The 18,143-nt window shown below is 70.3% G+C and carries 15 protein-coding genes and 1 pseudogene; 9 read left to right on the forward strand and 7 right to left on the reverse strand.

Translation table 11 applies throughout. From position 1 onward, the window contains the following. Positions 1-96 precede the first annotated feature (96 nt). A pseudogene (locus KVT44_RS60885) lies at positions 97-939 on the reverse strand (YceI family protein); the annotation flags it as partial. Here KVT44_RS60885 and KVT44_RS51920 point away from each other — a divergent pair. After that, positions 872-1,324: a MarR family winged helix-turn-helix transcriptional regulator gene (locus tag KVT44_RS51920; RefSeq protein ID WP_067380085.1), complete on the forward strand. Its 453-nt coding sequence runs from the start codon at positions 872-874 to the stop codon at positions 1,322-1,324. The pseudogene KVT44_RS60885 and the gene KVT44_RS51920 sit on opposite strands and share 68 nt — an antisense overlap. A 506-nt stretch (positions 1,325-1,830) precedes the next feature. On the opposite strand, the gene KVT44_RS60890 is transcribed toward KVT44_RS51920, so the two are convergent. Together KVT44_RS60890 and KVT44_RS51930 are read right to left on the reverse strand one after the other, a co-directional pair. Beyond that, entirely contained in the window at positions 1,831-3,360 is a 1,530-nt protein-coding gene (locus KVT44_RS60890; protein WP_217575721.1) for a GMC family oxidoreductase, read from the reverse strand. Positions 3,361-3,490: 130 nt separating this feature from the next. Next, positions 3,491-4,369, reverse strand: coding sequence for an LLM class F420-dependent oxidoreductase (locus KVT44_RS51930; protein ID WP_217575723.1), 879 nt, complete (start codon positions 4,367-4,369; stop codon positions 3,491-3,493). 577 nt (positions 4,370-4,946) lie between these two features. Here KVT44_RS51930 and mdlC point away from each other — a divergent pair. Both mdlC and KVT44_RS51940 read left to right on the forward strand, forming a co-directional pair. Next, on the forward strand, positions 4,947-6,557 hold the full coding sequence (gene mdlC, locus KVT44_RS51935; protein WP_190174203.1) for a benzoylformate decarboxylase: 1,611 nt from the start codon (positions 4,947-4,949) through the stop codon (positions 6,555-6,557). 38 nt (positions 6,558-6,595) lie between these two features. Further along, positions 6,596-7,357: an SDR family oxidoreductase gene (locus KVT44_RS51940; protein WP_190174204.1), complete on the forward strand. Its 762-nt coding sequence runs from the start codon at positions 6,596-6,598 to the stop codon at positions 7,355-7,357. 101 nt (positions 7,358-7,458) lie between these two features. Here KVT44_RS51940 and KVT44_RS51945 read toward each other — a convergent pair whose 3' ends face one another. Beyond that, entirely contained in the window at positions 7,459-8,022 is a 564-nt protein-coding gene (locus tag KVT44_RS51945) for a TetR/AcrR family transcriptional regulator (RefSeq protein WP_190174205.1), read from the reverse strand. 96 nt (positions 8,023-8,118) lie between these two features. Here KVT44_RS51945 and KVT44_RS51950 point away from each other — a divergent pair, with 96 nt between their 5' ends. Next, complete coding sequence (locus KVT44_RS51950; protein ID WP_217575725.1) at positions 8,119-8,928, forward strand: SDR family NAD(P)-dependent oxidoreductase; 810 nt, start codon at positions 8,119-8,121, stop codon at positions 8,926-8,928. 63 nt (positions 8,929-8,991) lie between these two features. Here the strand turns inward: KVT44_RS51950 and KVT44_RS51955 are convergent, their stop codons facing one another. Further along, entirely contained in the window at positions 8,992-10,254 is a 1,263-nt protein-coding gene (locus tag KVT44_RS51955) for a CdaR family transcriptional regulator (RefSeq protein ID WP_217575727.1), read from the reverse strand. Positions 10,255-10,472: 218 nt separating this feature from the next. Between KVT44_RS51955 and KVT44_RS51960 the strand changes: the two genes are divergently transcribed. Next, positions 10,473-11,651, forward strand: coding sequence for an alpha-hydroxy-acid oxidizing protein (locus KVT44_RS51960; RefSeq protein ID WP_217575749.1), 1,179 nt, complete (start codon positions 10,473-10,475; stop codon positions 11,649-11,651). Positions 11,652-12,186: 535 nt separating this feature from the next. On the opposite strand, the gene KVT44_RS51965 is transcribed toward KVT44_RS51960, so the two are convergent. Continuing rightward, positions 12,187-12,651, reverse strand: a complete 465-nt coding sequence (locus tag KVT44_RS51965; RefSeq protein WP_217575729.1) for a MarR family winged helix-turn-helix transcriptional regulator — start codon at positions 12,649-12,651, stop codon at positions 12,187-12,189. Between the two features lie 114 nt (positions 12,652-12,765). Here KVT44_RS51965 and KVT44_RS51970 point away from each other — a divergent pair, with 114 nt between their 5' ends. From KVT44_RS51970 to KVT44_RS59435, 4 genes are all read left to right on the forward strand, one after another. Then, positions 12,766-13,365 (forward strand): non-oxidative hydroxyarylic acid decarboxylases subunit B, encoded by a 600-nt coding sequence (locus tag KVT44_RS51970; protein WP_308314380.1) that lies wholly within the window; start codon positions 12,766-12,768, stop codon positions 13,363-13,365. Next, positions 13,365-14,867, forward strand: a complete 1,503-nt coding sequence (locus tag KVT44_RS51975; protein ID WP_190174208.1) for a UbiD family decarboxylase — start codon at positions 13,365-13,367, stop codon at positions 14,865-14,867. Before KVT44_RS51970 ends, KVT44_RS51975 begins: the two co-directional genes overlap by 1 nt. 412 nt (positions 14,868-15,279) lie before the next feature. Beyond that, a complete protein-coding gene (locus tag KVT44_RS51980; protein WP_060897432.1) occupies positions 15,280-15,912 on the forward strand; it encodes a UbiX family flavin prenyltransferase in 633 nt (210 codons plus the stop codon). A 241-nt stretch (positions 15,913-16,153) separates the two neighbouring features. Beyond that, entirely contained in the window at positions 16,154-16,606 is a 453-nt protein-coding gene (locus tag KVT44_RS59435; protein WP_143687726.1) for a MarR family winged helix-turn-helix transcriptional regulator, read from the forward strand. An 11-nt stretch (positions 16,607-16,617) separates the two neighbouring features. Here the strand turns inward: KVT44_RS59435 and KVT44_RS59440 are convergent, their stop codons facing one another. Further along, a complete protein-coding gene (locus KVT44_RS59440; RefSeq protein WP_308314381.1) occupies positions 16,618-18,003 on the reverse strand; it encodes an isochorismatase family protein in 1,386 nt (461 codons plus the stop codon). Between the last annotated feature and the right edge of the window lie 140 nt (positions 18,004-18,143).

Genomic DNA, 18,143 nt, shown 5'->3' on the forward strand with positions numbered 1-18,143 from the left:
GCGAGTCGCCGTGCCGAGGGCCGGGTGCGCGGTCGGATGCGCGGTCGGGTTCGTGGTGGGGCCGGCGGTGGGGTGAGCGGTGGCGGTCAGGGAGAGCCGCAGCCGGCGCGCCGCCATCCCGCGGGCGGCTGTCAGGCCGTGGCGGTGTCGGTCGACGGTCGCCGAGGCCGAGAGCCGCAGCGATCCGTCCCTGACGGTCAGTGAGTCGATCGTCAGCCGGAGGGGAGCCCGGTGCCCACGGACCGTGAGCGACCCCTCCACCGTCCAGACGCCGTCGTCGCCGCGGACTGCTCCGCTCGACTCGAAGCGAATGGCCGGGTGCCGGTCCGCGTCCAGGAACGCGGGCGAGCGCACGTGATCGTCCCGGCGAGCCGCACCGGTGTGGAAACTGCCCGCCGCGACGGCCGCGTGCACGGCCGACTCGGTCACCGGCTCGGCGACGGAGATGCTCGCCGACTCCAGCGTGAAGGTGCCGTTCACCCTGCCGAGGCCGAACAGGTGCCGGGTGGTGAAGGTGATGGACGATCGCGCCGGATCGACCTGATAGGTCCCGGCGGGCGGCAACTGGACGCTCATGCCCTTCTGGCCTCTCACTCGTCGTCGCACACGGCGATCCCCGACAGATTGTTCCTTGCGTAAGCAAGCATCTCTGTGATGGTGATGCTTTGTCAAGCAAGTAAACTGAGGCTCGTAGGGCCGGCGCCCGCAGGCGTGCCATGGACCGACTGGATCCCCCGGCCGCCAGCCCGTTCGCCGTGCGGGCGCAGGCGCAGGTGGTCGCCGGCCGGTCCTGTCGGTGCCGCAGGCTGCGCGGGCACCCGGGATCCGATCACCACTTGAGCTTGCTTGCTTGAGCATGTAAGCTGCACGGATGAATGACGCTGATCCGCTGGCCGCCGAGGAAGAACGATTCTGGCGTGCCCTGATGCGCGTCATCATCGCGCTCCCGCGCTCGCTGGACGACGATCTGCTGCGGGCCACGGGACTGACGCTCACCGAGTACGTCGTCCTCATGAGTCTCTCCGAAGCCGAGAACCAGGAGCTGCGGATGACGGATCTCGCCGCGGCCAGCGCCCTGTCGGCGAGCCGGATCACCCGGATCGTGGACACGCTCCAGGCCCGGGGCCAGGTGACCAAGCGGCGCCACGAAGGCGACGGGCGGGGCAATGTGGCCTCTTTGACCCCGGAGGGGCTGAAGCGTCTTCAGGCCGCTTACCCCGTTCATCTGGCGAGTGCCCGTAAGCGGGTCGTCGACCAGCTCGACGGACGCTCCCTGCCCGCTCTGGTGAGGCAGTTCGAGGCCGTGGTGAAAAAGCTCGATTGAACCAGGCCATGGACGGGCCGTGTCCCGGTCCGGTCGGCCATCGGACCGCGCTCGGCGAAGTGCCACCCGCCGTCCTGCTCGACGAATGCGTCGGGATGACGGATCGCGGCGGTCACCAGCGTCCGCTGCCGTCGAGGCGTGGCTCAGGGACGCGTCCGTGACGCGGGAGGCCCTAGGGCCTGTCGTTTGGGTCCGGCCTGGGCCGCGGGGTCTGGCACGCACATCTGCGGCGTTGTCGTCGGTCGCCATGACTCCGCCATGACTCCCTCCTCCGCCTTGCAGCTGCACGCACCAGACCCCGCTCACCGGCACTGATCAAGCCCGCCGCCTGGAATGACCTGATCCAAATGACCTGATCCAAACGACAGGCCCTGGTCGACGCGGTCGTAACCTGCGCGCCCGCGCGGTGGAGCCGACGCGGACCGCACCGGCCGGGCGGTCCGCGTCGCACTCCCCGGCGCCGGGGTTCCCCACGTCCCGTCAGGCCCGGTATACGCGACGTCCCGTCAGGCCCGGTACACGCGGCGGGCGATATGCTCCGCGATCATGATGGTGGTCGCGTTGGTCACGGTGGACGGGACCTCCGGCATGATGGAGGCGTCCACGACGCGCAGCCGCTCGACCCCCTTGACCGCGCCCGACTCGTCGACCACGGCCCATTCGTCGCCGGGCCCTCCCATGGGCACGGTCGAGGTGGGGTGACCGTAGGTGGAGATCCCGGCCTCGATCGTGTCCAGTAGTTCCTCGTCGCCCCGGACCGCGTCGCCGGGAACGAGTTCGCCGGCCAGCACCCGTGCGAACCGCGGCGTGCTCACGAGGCTGCGCACGAGCTTCACGCCCTCCAGCATGCGGCGGCGGTCCCTGGCAGTCGCGAGGTAGTTGTCGTCGATGACCGGAGCGGCGTAGGGGTCCCGGCCGGCCAGGCGGAGGGAGCCCCGTGACTCCGGCCGGGTGACGGCCGCCGCCAGGAGCACGGCTGCGCCGGTCGGGCTGAAGGAGCCGTCCAGCAGGTGCACGGCCACGATGCCGAGGTCCAGTTCGCCGCCCTGCGCCTCGGTCGAGGCGCACCACAGGCCCGCCGAGAAGGCGTCCGTCATCGTCTGGTGCCCGGGCGCCAGGGCGAACAGCGAGTGGAAGAAGGGATGGTCCTGCAACCGCCGGCCGACCGGCAGGTCGGCGACCACGTCGATGCCCAGTGCCCGCAGGTCCTTCGCCGGGCCGACGCCGGAGCGCAGCAGGATGGCCGGACTGCCGTAGCTGCCGGCGGCGAGTATCACCTCGGCGGCCCGGTACACGGTGCCGGAGGCACTCACCACGCCGCGCGCCGTGCCGTTCTCGATGAGTACGGTGTCGGCGGTGACCTCGCTCAGCACCCGGAGGTTGGGGCGCTGCCGCACCGGTGGCGTCAGATAGGCCAGGGCGGTGTTCTGCCGCACCCCGCCGACGATGTTGACGGGATAGCCGCCGACGCCCTCCTGCTCGGCCCCGTTGAAGTCCTCGACACGCCGGAACCCCCGGTCCGCCGAGCCGTCGACGAACGCCCGCAGAGGCGACGTGAGTTCCTCGTAGGACCACTGGCGGACGGGGAAGGGGCCCAGGCGCCCGTGGTAGGCGTCGTCGCCGGCCGGTGTGTTCTCCATGCGCCGGAACGTGGGGAGGACGTCCTCGAAGGACCAGCCCTTGATGCCGTAACGGTCCGCCCAGGCGGCGAAGTCCGCGGAACGCGCCCGGATGGCCACCCCCGCGTTGACGGCGGAACTGCCCCCCATGGTCCGGCCGCGCGGAGCGGGGATGCCCGGGGCCCGGTCGGTACCCCGCGCGGTGTAGCCCCAGTCGTGGTCCGGATCGGCCAGCAGATGCGGGGTCCGCAGCCCGCGGGGGAACTGCCCCGCGGGGTAGTCCGGGCCTGCCTCGATCAGCAGGACCTCGCGCTGCGGGTCCTCGCTGAGCCGGGCGGCGAGTACGGCGCCCGCGGATCCGCCTCCGACGACGATGACATCAGCGTCCTTGCCCGGCCGGTCGTTGCTGTCACTCACGGACTCTCCTCCGAGGACTTGTCAGGGGATGCTCTTTGAATGCTTCTGAAAGCAAATTGATACTGAGGGGCCGGCTATGTTCCTGCCACGTGCTGCGGTCGGGGATGCGGTACCTCGGAGATGCGGTACCTCAGAAATGTGCTGTCTCGGGAACGACGCGCTCTCCGAGCAGTTGGAGGGCTGCCTGCTGGTCGGCTCCCCGTACCGGGCCGATGACGTGGTCGATGCCGATCCGGTGCAGCCGGCGCAGTTCGGCGAGCAGGCCCGGCACGTGCTCGCCCCGCCGCCCGGGGTCGAGAGGGAGGAGGACCGTCTTCTCGATCGTGTCGTAGTCCCGCCCGGCCTGGTCGCAGTGCCCGCGCAGCACGTCGAGTTTGTGCCGGAGGTCCGGTCCGTGGAAGAGGTTGCAGGCGTTGCCGTACTCCGCGACAAGCCGCAGCGTCTTCCGCTCGCCGGACCCGCCGATCAGGATCGGCGGATGGGGGCGCCGTACCGTGGCGGGGGAGTTGAGGGTGCGCTCGAGCCGGTAGTGGCGGCCGTTGAAGGGCCCTTCGTCGTCGCTCCACATCTGCAGGCAGATCCGCAGCGTCTCCTCGAGACGCTCGAACCGTTCGGCGACGGGCGGGAAGGGCAGACCCAGTCCGCGTGCCTCGGCGACGTTGAACCCCGCGCCGACACCGATACCCAGGGCCGTCCGGCCCTCGGACAGCACGTCGAGCGTGGTGACCATCTTGGCCAGCAGGCCGGGCTCGCGGTAGCCGGCCGAGGTCACCAGGGCGAGAAGCTCCACGCGCTCGGTGCTCGCCGCCAGGTAGCCCAGCGTGGTGTACGCCTCCAGCATTTCCTGTTCGGACGTCCCCACGATCCCGATCTGGAAGAGATGGTCCATGACGGCGATGCGCGTGAACCCGTACTCCTCCGCGGTGCGGGCGAGCCGGCCCACGTGACGTGCGATGCCTGCCGGGCTCTGGGGCTGGGTGAAGTCAGCGATGGCCATGCCGAGGTTCATGCGGGCTCCCGTGTTCCGGACCGACCGACCGAGTATGCCCAGGCAGTCATCTGCTTTGTCAAGCAAGTAAATGCTGATGGGTGTCGCGCATATTGGTGCCGGGAAACCAATTTCCTGGCAAATGTGGTGTTCGTCGCCCAATGGCTCCATCCGTGCACGCTTCTAGCGTCGTCCTCACGGAAGCGGTCCGGTCCGCGGACCGGAAGGAGAGCGGTACACGAGCGCGGCAAAGGAGCGGTGCGTGAACGCGAGGGACGGCACGGCGGCGGGCCCGTCGCGGGCCCCGGGACGGCGCTCGCCCGCGACATGACCGTGGTCGCGCGGAGCGCCGCCCTTCGGCCGGACCGAGGTCCACTGCGGCATCGCCCCCTGGCCGTGGCGGCTGTCGGGCGTGCCGTCACCGAACGGACCGCATTTCGCGACGAGGGCGCCGGTGTCGAGCAGGATCGGATCGGCGCTTGGTTCTGGCGTCCCACGATGCGGGGGAAGGCGCCCGAGCCTTCCCCGAGAAGCGCGCACCCCACGGGCAGGGCCGCTGACCCGGCGCCCGGCTCCAGCACGAAAGTCGGTGGCAACAATGACCGAGCGATCCACCGTCCACAGCGTGACCTACGACCTGCTGCGGACCCTGAAACTCACCACGGTCTTCGGCAATCCCGGTTCGACCGAGCAGACCTTCCTGCAGGATTTCCCCGAGGACTTCACCTACGTCCTGGCGCTGCAGGAGGCGTCCGTCATCGCGATGGCCGACGCCTTCGCCCAGGTCACGCGCCGCCCGGCACTGGTCAACGTGCACTCCTCGGCCGGGGTGGGAAACGCGGTGGGCAACCTGGTGGCGGCCTACCACGGAAACACGCCCCTGATCATCACCTCGGGACAGCAGCACCGTGAACTCGTGATCGGTGAGCCGTATCTCGGCAACCGCGAGGCCACCACGCTGCCGAAGCCGTGGGTGAAATGGTCCTACGAACCGGCCCGCGCCGAAGACGTCCCCGAGGCCTTCATGCGGGCCTACGCGGAAGCGCTGCAGCCGCCGGCGGGACCGGTCTACCTGTCGATTCCCATGGACGACTGGAAGCGGCCGCTGTCCGGATTCACCCGGGTCCGGACCGTCAGCGACCGGGTCGCCCCCGACGCGCGGCGCCTGCGGCTGTTCGCCGACCGCATCTCCGCAAGCCGTCGTCCCGCGCTGGTCTTCGGGCCGGAGGTGGACCGCGCCGGCGGCTGGGACGCGGCCGTGGCCCTGGCGGAGAAGCTGCGCGCTTCCGTCTACGGCGCCCCGCTGCTGGACCGCGCCTCCTTCCCCGAGGACCACTCCCTCTTCCGCGGCCCGCTCGGCATGTCGGTGAAGACCATCAGTGACCGGCTGGCCGGGCACGACCTGGTGGTCGTGATCGGCGCGGAGGCGTTCCGCTACTACCCCTACGTGCCCGGCGACTACCTCCCCGACGGCACCGAGCTCCTGCAGATCACCGGCAATCCGGGGGTTGCCGCGGCGGCACGGGTGGGCGACAGCCTCCTGGGCGATCCCGCGACGGCGATCGAACTGCTCCTGGACATGGTCGCCGAGGGGTCCGCGCGGACCGCCCCGGAGCCGATGGCGCGGCCCCGTGAGCTGCCGCAGACGCCGAACAGTCCGCTCACCCCGCCGGAGGTGTACGCCGCCCTGAGCAGGGTCCGGCCGCCGGACGCGGTCATCGTCAACGAATCGACCTCCACGATGGCGCAGCAGGTCGAGTGGCTTCCGACGGTCAGGACCGGATCGTTCTTCGCCACGGCCAGCGGAGGGATCGGCTGGGGCACCCCGGCCGCGGTGGGCGTCGCGCTGGGCGACCGGGAGCGGGGCGTCGACCGGCCGGTGGTCGGCCTGATCGGTGACGGTTCCTTCCAGTACTCCGTGCAGGCCATCTGGACGGCGGCCCGGCACAACCTCCCGGTCGTGTATGTGGTCATGCGCAACCAGGAGTACTCCATCCTCAAGTCGTTCGCGGTGCTGGAGGAGACGCCGGGCGTTCCGGGACTCGACCTGCCCGGGCTCGACATCGCCTCCGTGGCCCGCGGATTCGGATGCCGTGCGGTCGACGTGGAGACCACGGGGGACCTGGAGCGGGAGTTCAAGGCGGCCCTGACCGCCGGCACCACCACCGTCATCGTGGTGTCCACGCAGCCCCAGAAGGCGATGCTGTAGGCCGTGCGAGCGGCACGGCGGGACAGGAGACAGCGGTCATGGACCTTGGACTGAAGGACCGGGTGTACATCGTCACCGGTGGCACCCGCGGTCTGGGCAGGGCCGCCGCGCGCGAACTGGTGGCGGACGGGGCGAGGGTGGTCGTCAGCGGCCGCAGCGAGGAGTCGGTGACCGCCGCCGAGGCGGAGCTCGGCGGCCGGGGGCAGGCGGTCGGTGTCGTGGCCGACAACGCCGACCCCGCTGCCCCGGACCGGCTCATCGGCGCGGCACGTGATGCCTTTAAGCGGCTGGACGGGGTGCTCATCAGCGTCGGCGGCCCGCCGGCGGGTACGTCGGACACCATCGACGACGACCTGTGGCGCGCCGCCTTCGAGTCGGTCTTCCTCGGTGCGGTGCGGCTGTCCCGCGCCGTCGCGGCGGAGCTGGACGGGGGAGGGGTCATCGGCTTCGTTCTCTCCAGCTCGGTGTACGAGCCGATTCCCGGCCTCGCGCTCTCCAACGCCTTCCGGCCGGGCCTGGCCGGTTACGCGAAGAACCTGGCGAACGAGCTGGGCCCCCGGGGCATCCGCGTCGTCGGCCTGGTGCCCGCCCACATCGAGACCGACCGGGTCCGCGAACTCGACGCGCACACCGGCCACGCCGACGCCGCCCGCGCCCGTGCGACCGCCGGCGTCCCCCTGCGCCGCTACGGAACCCCCGAGGAGTTCGGCCGCAGCGCCGCCTTCCTGCTGTCGCCCGCCGCGTCCTACCTCACGGGCGTGATGCTGTCGGTCGACGGGGGCGTGCGCAGGAGTTTCTAGGGCGTGCCCGGCCGGCCAGGCCGCGGACGCGGGGCCCGGCACGCCCTCCCCCAAGCTCTTCGAGCAGGGGGTGCCCCCAGCGGCGTTGCCGTCGGCGGAACCTAGGGGCGCAGCGCGACGTCGACGGCCATGGTGAGCTTGTCGACGAATGCAGGACGGTCGGCGACGCGGTGCTTCCAGCCCTCGGCGGCGGCGTGCAGGACCTCGGCGATCTGCCGCGGGGTGACGCTTGCGGTGGGCCGGCCGGAGGCGGCGACGGCCTCGGTGAGCGCGTCGAGGAAGGCGCCCCGGTAGTCGTCGTACATGCTCTGCAGCTGTGCTGTGCCGTGCTCCAGCAGGTCGTCGACGCCCTCGTTGATGTGCGTGCCGACGTACCGGCCCAGATTGGCGTCGAGTGCGGCCACCAGACGCGCGTTGAGGTCCGCGCCGGGCGCGGCCAGCGCCGTGCGGACGTCGCCCAGGGCCTCGTCCAGCGCCTGCCGCATGGTCTCGCGGAACAGCTCCTCCTTGCCGGAGAAGAGGAAGTACAGGCCGGGGCGGGAGATGTCCGCCGCCTGAGCCACCGCGTCCATCGACGTCTTGCGATAGCCGAACGTGGCGAAAACGGTCAGTGCCGCCGCGAGCACCTGCTCGCGGCGCTGGATGTCCCCACGGGTCGCTGCCATATGCACACCATACCGACTGAGCATGCTATACATGTTTTGTAGATTCTGTTTAGTAGTGAGTGTGGGTGCAGAGGCCACGCCACGAGAGAGGGCATCATGCGCAAGACCGTTCTGATCACAGGTGCTTCGACAGGCATGGGCGAAGCGGCCACCTTCGAGTACGCCGCGCGCGGCTGGAACGTCGTGGCCACCATGCGCGACACGGCCAAGGCCAACCCGGCCTTCGCCGGCCTCGGCAACGTCCTGGTCACACGCCTCGACGTCACCGACGCCGCCGGCATCGAGCAGGCCGTCAAGGAGACCGTCGACCGCTTCGGCGCCATCGACGCCCTCGTGGGCGCCGCCGGCTACGGGCAGGTCGGCACGGTCGAGGAAGTCAGCCCCGACCAGCTGCGCGACCAGTTCGAAACCAACGTGGTGGGCCTCGTCCAGGTGATCCAGGCCGTACTCCCGCACATGCGGGAACGCGGCCGCGGCCACATCATCAACATCGGCTCCATGGGCGGCCACGTCAGCCTGCCCACGATGGCCGTGTACTGCGCCTCGAAGAGCGCCGTGCAGAACCTGACCGAGGGACTGGCCAAGGAAGTCGGCCCGCTCGGCATCCACGTCACCCTGGTCGAGCCGGCGGGCTACAACACCAGCTTCGGGACCAACGCGAAGCTCCCCGCCACGTCCATCCCCGCCTACGCGCCCTCCTACGCCGCCATGGCCGAATTCGACCAGCAGGCGGTGCGGGGCGACCTCGTCAAGTCCATGGCGGCCGTCGCCGACATCACGGGCATCGACGAGCCCCCGCTGCACCTCGCGGTGGCCACCGCCGGCCTGGAGATGGTGCGCGGCCGCTTCGCCGAGCTGATGGACGAGTACGCCCGCTGGGAGCCGGTCACGGCCGGCACCGACTGACGGCGAGCAGCGGCTCACCGATCGCCCGGGGGCGACAGCCCCGTCGGCCGGCGCGAGGGCGTGTCATGCCGGGGCGCTGCGAAGGAGCGTCAGGCCGAGGTACTGGACGGCCAGCAACGCGACTTCCAGATCGATGCGGCGCTCCTGGACGGGATGGCCCATGATCTCCTCGGCCTTCCGGATGCGGTAGTGCACGGTGTTCTTGTGCAGAATCTGAGCGCCGGCCGTGGCGGTGTAACTGCAGCCGGTGTCCAGGAAGATCTGCACGGTCTCCCGCAGCCGCGCGCAGTTCTCGTCATCGACAGCCAGCGGGCCCAGAACCCCCCACACCCAGGCGCGCATGTCCTCGACATTGGCGCACATCAAGGCGATCGGAGCCACCCGGGAGTACTCGGTGAACCGGGTGCCGGGACTGGCCAGCGTCGCCAGCTCCTGGGTGCGCAGTGCCTGATGGTGCGTGGAGCGGAATCCCCCGATGCCGGGCTCCACGTTCCCCACGCACACATACACCGAGGGATCAGTGCTCTCGATCGCGTCCGACAGCTGCTCCCAGGAGACGTCATGGTGCGAGCCGAACGGCAGCCACGCCCAGGACAGCGCTTCGTCCCGGGGAACGAACAGCGGCCGGGCAGGACACCCGAGCGCTTCGGCGATCACGGTGGTCATCCGGTCGAGTCTGGCCAGCCCCGCACCCGCCTCCGCCAGCGGGGGCAGCCAGGACACCAGCCCGAGATGGTACTGCCGGATGCGGTAACCCAGAGCCGACTCCGCCCAGTCGAGATCGACGTCCTTCCCGGCGAGGATGTCCCGCACGCGCGCGGCACGCACAGCTGTCCGGCTCAGCAGCCAGTGGTCGCGCTCGAGCTGGTAGACATCGATGACATGCTCCGTGACCCGGTCGATGTAGCCGAAGCTCAGGTTCAGCATGCGCCAGTTGGTCGCGGCGGACAGGGACTCGTCGGCGCCCTGACGGTTGAGCTCGTCGAGACACCACTGCAGGAAACGCCAGTGCCCGATCCGGTAGGACCTGATCAGCGCACTGAGGGGTACGTTCCGCTGGGCCAGCCTCCTGGCGTACTCCGAGGCGACCGGGGGCCCCTCGACGTTGTCCAGCGGTATGTCGTTCTCGAAAATGTGCAGCAGTGTGGCGACGTTCTCCGCGACGCTCGCTTCGAGGATCTTGACGACGGTCCCGTCACCTCGGAGCTCCGGGATCTCCGCGAGCAGCTGCTCCCCGATGTCACGGCTGACGTCCGAAAGATGTTCACCCACGCTCTCCGCGACCGCGGACAGCTGCTTTGCGGCCTCGGGATACTCCGCAGCCATGCCCCGATCGTACAAAACGAGATCACCGACTGCTCATCGGCGGACGGCGCACGCGGGACGTGACCGGGGGCCGCGGCGGATCAATGTACGCCGGCCACAACCCCTTCAGCGGGGTCTGTACCGCTGTGACCTGGCCGCCGTCCCGTCTCGGCCGCACGATGAGAAGCACTGGTCCCCGATGGCCGGGGGCAGGTGAGGCGAGGGCGGTGACCCCACGGATGAACCGGGAGCTCGACGGGCGGTTCGGTGACTACCAGAACGAGATCTACATCGACGGGCTCTCTGGCGTGCTGCCCGCCCTGCCGATGGAGTTCCAGGAGCTGGAGGCGCGAGCGCAGGCGGCGCTGTCGCCGTCGCTGCTGTCGTATGTCGCCGGTGGCGCAGGAGACGAGTCCACCCAGCGGGCCAACGTCTCGGCGTTCCTGCGGTGGGGGCTGGTGCCGCGGATGATGGTCGGTGCGGCCCGGCGCGACCTGTCGGTGAACCTGTTCGGGACGAGCCTGCCTTCCCCGCTGTTCATGGCACCCGTCGGGGTGATCGGGCTGTGCGCGCAGGACGGCCGCGGCGACCTGGCCACGGCCCGCGCAGCCGCCCGTACGGGCGTGCCGATGGTGGCCTCCACCCTCAGCGTCGATCCGCTGGAGGAGGTCGCGGCCGAGTTCGGGGAAACCCCGGGATTCTTCTCGCTGTACACCCCCACCGACCGGGAGCTGGCCGAGAGCCTCGTGCGCCGGGCCGAAACCGCGGGCTTCAAGGGCATCGTGGTGACGCTGGACACCTGGATCACGGGATGGCGCCCCCGCGACCTGGCAACCGGCAACTTCCCGCAGCTGCGCGGCCACTGCCTTGCCAACTACACGTCCGACCCGGTCTTCAGGGCCCGGCTGGCCAAAGCCCCCGAGGAGGATGTGCGGGCCGCGGTGCTGGAGTGGGCACGGATCTTCGGCAATCCGCTGACCTGGGACGATCTCGGCTGGCTGCGGTCGATCACCGACCTGCCGCTCGTCCTCAAAGGCATCTGCCACCCCGAAGACGCGCGCCGCGCCAAGGACGGCGGCGTGGACGGGATCTACTGCTCCAACCACGGCGGCCGGCAGGCGAACGGCGGACTGCCCGCCGTGGAGGCGCTGCCGGGAGTGGTCGAGGCGGCGGACGGCCTGCCGGTTCTGTTCGACTCGGGTGTCCGCAGCGGTGCGGACGTGGTCAAGGCGCTGGCGCTGGGGGCCACCGCCGTGGGTGTGGGCCGCCCGTACGCATACGGGCTGGCTCTCGGAGGCACGCAGGGCATTGTCCACGTCCTGCGCTCGCTGCTTGCCGAGGCCGACCTGATGATGGCGGTGGACGGCTACCCGGCTCTCGAGGACCTCCGGGCGGACGGCGCGATACGCCGCCTGTGATGCGCGGCGGCATCAACCCCGGCGAACAGCCCCGGAGTTCAGCGGCCAGGCCCTGTCCGGCCGTGAGCACGGCGGGGTCCGCGGAGCCGCAGGACGAGGTGGCGCCCGCCGGACGCGCCTGGTTCAGGGAGTCCGCGGCGGCGGCCCGCACCCGGCGCAACAGGGGGTCCTGACCGGGGGAGAGCGGTGCGGTCGACGCGTGAAGAGCGGGGTCTCTTGGCAGCCCGGGGATGCGACGCGTCCGGTGCGCCAGGAGGCCCTGCCGCCGCTGCACGCGCCCGCGCAGCCCGGCCGGCCCGGACATCCCGGCCGCGGCATCCCGGGCTCTGGATCGAGGCCGGCCGGGGCGACAAGGCGACAGGGCGACCGCGGCGGCGTGGCGTGCGGCGGCCGGGGCAGGACCAGCCCGCCGGCCTGCTGGGACCGGGGCCGTACGGGAGGTGGTGCGGTCGGCGCCTGCCGCGATGCCGGGACCGTCAGGTGCGGCCGGTGCGACGGGCGCAGCAGATGACTGCCCGGCGCCCGGAGGGCTTGCTCACGAGCGGTTGCTGCCGGGCTGCTGGTCGCGGCCCGCGTCCCCGAGCTCCTTGAGGAGCAGGGTGAGGGTCGCGAGCCGCTCAGGCCCGAGTAGGTCTTCGATCCAGCGGCTTGTTTCCTGTGCCTGCCGGCGGCCCAGAGCCGCTCGTTCGTGCCCGGCGGGCGTCAGGGCGATCAGCTGCCGGCGGCGGTTGCTGGGATCCGTGCTCTTGGTGATCAGGTCACGGGCCAGCAGCCGGTCGAGGAGGGGAGTGAGCGTCGACCGGTCGACCGCGGCGAGGGCGCCGAGGGTCTTCTGGTCGAGGCTTTCGCGCTCGTCCAGGACTTGGAGCACCGCGAACTGCGCAGGCGTGAGGTCGCTGCTGCGCAGCTGCCACGAGGCGTTCACCGCCTGCGAGGCGCGGCGCAGCTGGTGGGCCATGCCGTCGGCCAGCACCCCGTCGTATCGAGCTCCGATCGTCACCGGCTCAGGATACATCCGTGCACTGTGAGTCCGTACACGGACTGTTTGCAACCGAAAGCTTCATCCTCTACATTCATCCGTGTACGGACTTACCGTGTACGGAAGGTGGTTCCCGTGCCGCGAAGAGTGATCTTGGGAATGACCGGGGCGACCGGCGCCGTCTTCGGCGTCGAGCTGCTCCGCCGGCTGCGGAACCAGCCGGACGTGGAAACGCATCTCGTTCTGTCCCAGTGGGCCAAAGCGACAATCCATCTGGAGACCAACCTGTCGGTTCGCGAAGTCACCGATCTGGCAGACGTGACCTATTCATGGAACGATCAGGGTGCGGCGATTTCATCAGGGTCATTCCGGATGGATGGAATGATTATCGTGCCGTGCAGCATGAAGACGCTCGCCGGAATTCGAACCGGATACGCCGACGGCCTCATCCCCCGCGCCGCCGACGTCACGCTGAAAGAGCGGCGTCCCCTGGTGCTCGTGCCGAGGGAGACCCCGCTCAGCGAAATCCATCTCGACAACATGCTGGCACTCTCCCGTATGGGAGCGAGAATCGTTCCGCCGATGCCGGCCTTCTACAGCCGTCCGAAAACCATCGACGAACTCGTTGAGCATGTCGTTGTCCGAGTGCTGGACCAGCTGGATATCCAGGTGCCGTCGGCGCGGCGCTGGGACGGAATGCCTCGCCCATCCGAATTGAAAGGCGTAAGGGACTGATGTCCGAAACCAATGACCTCCGGTCCTACCTCTCCGCGCTCGACGCGCTGGGAGACATCCAGCGCATCGAGCGCGTGATCGATCCGAATCTGGAAGCGGCGGCCGTCACCCGGCGGTCCACCGAGAACGGCCGGCCCGCCCCGTTCTTCGAGCACCTCAGCGGGGTCGACGAGGGGTTCCGCATGATCGGAGCCCCGGGCGCCCTGTCGAGCGTTCCCGGGCACCCGCTGGCCCGGGTCTCCCTCTCCCTCGGCCTGCCGTACACGACGACCGCTGCCGAACTGGTCGAACACCTCAGGCAGGCGGGCACCGGGCAACTACTCCCGCCGCGTCGTGTGGCGGCCGACTCGGCGCCCTGCAAGCAGAACATCCTGACGGGGGAAGAAGCCCGTCTCGACCGATTCCCGATCCCGTTCGTTCACCAGAGCGACGGCGGTCCCTACGTCAATACGTGGGGTGTCATCGTCGCGAGGACGCCGGACGGCCGATGGACGAACTGGTCCATTTCCCGAATCATGATGATCGACGACCGGCACATGACCGGACTGGTGCTGCCGGGTCAGCACCTCGGCATGATCTGGCGTGAGTGGGAGGCCATCGGCGAGCCGATGCCCTACGCCCTTTTCCAGGGAGGCGACCCGGGTGCTGCCATCGTCGGCGGAATGACCGTTCCGACCGAGGTCGACGAGGGAGCGTATCTCGGAGCGGTGCTGGGCAGGCCGGTCGACGTAGTGAAGTGCGAGACGAACGACCTGGAGGTGCCGGCCTCCGCCGAGGTCGTCATCGAGGGGTACCTGTCCGCAACGCGTGATGCCGTGGAGGGCCCGTTCGCGGAGTTCCACGGCTGGGCCCTGCCCGAGACATCGCCGCAGCCGCTCTTCAGCATCGAAGCGATCACCTACCGCGACGACCCGATCTGGCCGCTGGCCGCCGCCGGACGGCCCGTCGACGACTCGCATGTCGCACCGGCCGCGGGCATCTCCGCAGAGGTCGTCGCGGTCCTGCAGGGGGCGGGACTGCCCATCACGACCGCCTGGCTGCCGCTCGGCGCCGCCTGCTTCTGGACGGTGATCACGGTCCCGCAGAACTGGCGCGATGCGCTGCCCGGCATGGACACCGCGCGATTCGTGCACCGCATCGGCGAGGTACTGAACGGCACCCGGGTCGGCCGGCTCTCCCCGGTCGTCTACGTCCTCGACGACGACGTGGACCCGGCGAACGACTCGGATCTCCTGTGGGCGCTGGCCACCAGAGTGCATCCGTCGCTCCGTCAGGAGCAGTGGCACGGGCCGATCATGCCGTGGTACCCGTGCTTCCTCGAGGAGGAACTGCACAACGGCTGGGGAGCCATCGTCGTACACGACGCCCTGCTCCCGGCGGTGGGAAGCGGACGCGTTCCGCCCGCCACCTTCGACGGCGTCTTCCCGGCAGACGTGCGCGCCAAGGTCCTGGCCGCCGAATCCGAGCAGACGGGCGACACCGGCTCTGCCGCATCGAGCTGACACCCGCGCTGCCGTAGAGCCGGCACCTGCGCTGCCGTAGACGTCTGGGACGCAACCACCACCAGGTGGCCCGCCACACGACCGGCACGACGCCCGCCCCCTGACCGGCCACAGCCCGGCGGTCAGGGGGCGGGCGCCGTGCCGGGCCCATGGGCCGAGGCGCGGAACCGGGTGGACCGTCGTGCGCGGGCCCGTACCTCGCTGAGCGGTGGACGCCGACCGGGTGAATGAGGAAGGACCAGAGCCGCTGGTCGAGTGACCGAGGGGATCTCGCGATCACAGGCGGGTACCGATCAGCGTGCGTGCCGGACCGAAGCGGACAGCGCTCCTTCAACCCCAGGCGTCGAGACATCACTTGTACGGCACGAGTCAGCGCGGTTGCCGACCCGATGAGTCAGGAAAAGGGACAGTCGTGACCCAGCAGAATGTGACCGTTGCTGTCACGGGAGCGGGCGGCACCGGTGTGGCCAAGGCCCTGCTCACCGCACTTCAGAGGGACGACCGGGTCGGCCATGTCGATCTTCTGGTGTCGGCCAACGGGCGCAAACTGGTGGCCTTCGAATTCCGGACCGGCGAAGACCCGGACTCGGTGGTCCAGGCCCTGGAGGCGACGTCACCGAAAGTACGCTTCCTGGATCCGGCCGACATGTCCGGACCAGTGACCAGCGGCAGCTACCCGAGCGACGCAATGATCATCTTGCCGTGCGCGGCCGGCGTACTCGGACGCATCGCTCACGGCCAGACCGAGAGCCTCATCGAACGAGCCGCGGACGTGATGCTGAAACAACGGCGCAGACTCGTCCTGTGCCTGCGGGAAGCGCCGCTGAACCTCATCCACCTGCGCAACATGGTCGCTGTCACGGAAGCGGGCGCCACCGTGTACCCCATGATCCCCACGTACTACAACGTGCCCGAGACACTCGCGCAGCTGCGGGACGAGTTCGTCGAACGCGTCCTGCAGTTCCTGGGCCTGCCCGGCACGGACCGCTACCAGTGGGACGGCAGCGACACCGCGGCGCGACGCGAGCACACCCAAGCGCGCTAACGGACCCGGGGGCTCGGTACCGGACCCAAGACACGAAGACATCGTGCGGCCCGTCGTGGGGACGAACGGCGGGAGCGGCGGCGTGGGCACCGGCCCGCCGTGGAACAGGTGAGCTCCGTACAGGCAACCGGACCTGTCCGACGGGCCGTTGACGGGGCATCGGGTCTGCCTGCCCGGGGATCCACCTCTCCCGGTTCCCGTCCCTGATCAGGGCGTCTTCGCCCTGCAATATGCTGGCTCGGTGAGTAGCGAACCGGTTCCGCCAGAGGGCACCGCCGTCGAGCTGATGCGGGCGATGACGCGGCTGCGCGCGCGGCTGCGCACCGAGGCGCCGATCGACGACCTGCCGTGGAACTGGTCGCATCTGACCACGCTGCACCGGATCGTCACGGACGGTCCGATGACCGTGAGCGAGCTCGCGCAGGCCGAGCACGTGCGGCGGCAGTCGATGGCGGAGACCGTGGCCGCGCTGCGCGCCGGTGAGCTGGTCACCACCGCGAAGGACCCCAACGACGGGCGCAAGGCCCTGGTGAGCGCGACCCCGGCCGGGCGGACGCTGACCGAGCGGATCCCGGCGGCCCGTGAGGCGTGGCTGGCCGACGTGATCGGGTCCGCGCTTCGGGCCCCCGAGCGCCGGACGCTCGACAAGGCCGCCGAGATCATGAATCGCCTGGCGGACTTCGAGACCGCCTAGCGTCGTGCCGGTTACTCCGCTGCCGTGCTCAGAGAGGCGAGGTCCGCGGTGCTGATGATCTCGGCCTGGTGGGGGAAGACCTTCTCCATGAGCACCCGGTGCACCTCCGGATCGGGGTCGGCGGTGGCGTCGGCCAGGAGGAACAGGCGGTAGTCCTCATCGGCCGCCTGCCGCAGGGTGGTCAGCACCACGCCGCTGGTGGACAGCCCGGCGAGGACCAGGGTGTCCACGCCGCGGGCGCGGAGTTCGGCGCGCAGGTCGGTGTCGCTGGCGAAGGCACTGATCCGTGTCTTGCGCACGGTCAGATCGTCCTCCTCGGCCTTCAGAGACTCGTGCACCGCCGTCGCCGCAGTGCCGTCGGTGAGGTACCCGGCCGCGACGGCCTGGGAGAACGTCTTGTTGTGGGCGGGCACGGCGACGGCATCCTTCTCCGCGAGCGCGACGCGTACGAAGACGACGTGCGCCCCGTGGGCGCGGGCCCAGGCCAGTGCCTCGCCCGCGCGGGCGAGCACGCCCTCCGGGTCGGGCACGGCGCCGAGCACGACGGGCTGGAAGTCCATCAGCAGCAGCGCGGTGCGGGCCGGGTCGAGGGCGGGGGTGGTGTGCGTACCAGTGGTCATGTCAGTGGATCGGCTTTCTGTGCGAGGGGGTTCTGCGTGAGTGGGTTCTGTGCTGGGCGCGGGGCCCGGATTCCGGGCCCCGGCCGGGGGTTGGTTCGTGTGATGCCGGTCGGCCCGGGCCAACTGCCGGTCGAGGACGGTCATGACGAGGACGAGAGCGGAGATCGCGACCAGCACCCACGCTATGGAGTGCAGGCCGCTGTCGCTCACGCCGCGGTGGAAGGCCGTGCCGGTGATCGCCGCCGAGGCGATGGACCCGATGTAGCCGAAGGTGCGCAGCAGTCCGGAAGCGGTGCCCAGCGCGGCGGCGGGGGCCTCCTGGTAGAGGATGGTCTGGTTGGCGACCGTCCCGGCGCCGGAGGTCAGGCCGAAGACCGCGGTGACACAGATGACCGCCGCGATCGGGGTGCCGCTGCCCACGAACAGCGTGGCCACCGCGCCGACGAGCAGCAGGACCGCGCAGGCGATCAGCGGCCACCGCACGGCCGCCCGCCGCGACACCACCCGGGCGGCCAGGGCGGTCAACACACCCATCGGCATCAGCATCAGCCCGGCCTGGTAGGCGGACAGGCCGCGGGCCACCTCCAGCCACTGAGTGAGCCCGTACAGGATCACGTACGTGCCCATCAGGGTCAGGCCGTTGCGCAGATAGGTACGGGTCAGGGCGCCGTTGGCGACGAGCAGCCGTACGTCGAGGAAGGGCTGGGCGGCGCGCAGTTCCCAGCCGACCAGGGCGGCGGCGAGGACCAGGGCGGCGGCGAGCGCGGGCCAGTCCAGGCGGCAGCGCGTCGAGGAAGATCATCAGCGCGGTGAGCGAGCCGCCGAAGCCCAGCATGCCGAGCAGGTCGATGCGGGAGGCGAGCGCGCGGGGCGAGCCGAAGCGCACCGGGTCGGGGTCTCGGGCGATCCCGGCCAGT

It is taken from the genome of Streptomyces sp. GbtcB7, from assembly GCF_019091445.1.
Classification (GTDB): Bacteria; Actinomycetota; Actinomycetes; order Streptomycetales; family Streptomycetaceae; genus Streptomyces; species Streptomyces mirabilis.

What these genes read in the sequence shown, in the direction of transcription:
- KVT44_RS51975 (WP_190174208.1), top strand. Translation starts at nt 13,365, where the DNA reads ATGTCCGAAACCAATGACCTCCGGTCCTACCTCTCCGCGCTCGACGCG.
- KVT44_RS51945 (WP_190174205.1), bottom strand. Translation starts at nt 8,022, where the DNA reads ATGGCAGCGACCCGTGGGGACATCCAGCGCCGCGAGCAGGTGCTCGCG.
- KVT44_RS51920 (WP_067380085.1), top strand. Translation starts at nt 872, where the DNA reads ATGAATGACGCTGATCCGCTGGCCGCCGAGGAAGAACGATTCTGGCGT.
- KVT44_RS51930 (WP_217575723.1), bottom strand. Translation starts at nt 4,369, where the DNA reads ATGAACCTCGGCATGGCCATCGCTGACTTCACCCAGCCCCAGAGCCCG.
- mdlC (WP_190174203.1), top strand. Translation starts at nt 4,947, where the DNA reads ATGACCGAGCGATCCACCGTCCACAGCGTGACCTACGACCTGCTGCGG.
- KVT44_RS51960 (WP_217575749.1), top strand. Translation starts at nt 10,473, where the DNA reads ATGAACCGGGAGCTCGACGGGCGGTTCGGTGACTACCAGAACGAGATC.
- KVT44_RS51940 (WP_190174204.1), top strand. Translation starts at nt 6,596, where the DNA reads ATGGACCTTGGACTGAAGGACCGGGTGTACATCGTCACCGGTGGCACC.
- KVT44_RS51950 (WP_217575725.1), top strand. Translation starts at nt 8,119, where the DNA reads ATGCGCAAGACCGTTCTGATCACAGGTGCTTCGACAGGCATGGGCGAA.
- KVT44_RS51955 (WP_217575727.1), bottom strand. Translation starts at nt 10,254, where the DNA reads ATGGCTGCGGAGTATCCCGAGGCCGCAAAGCAGCTGTCCGCGGTCGCG.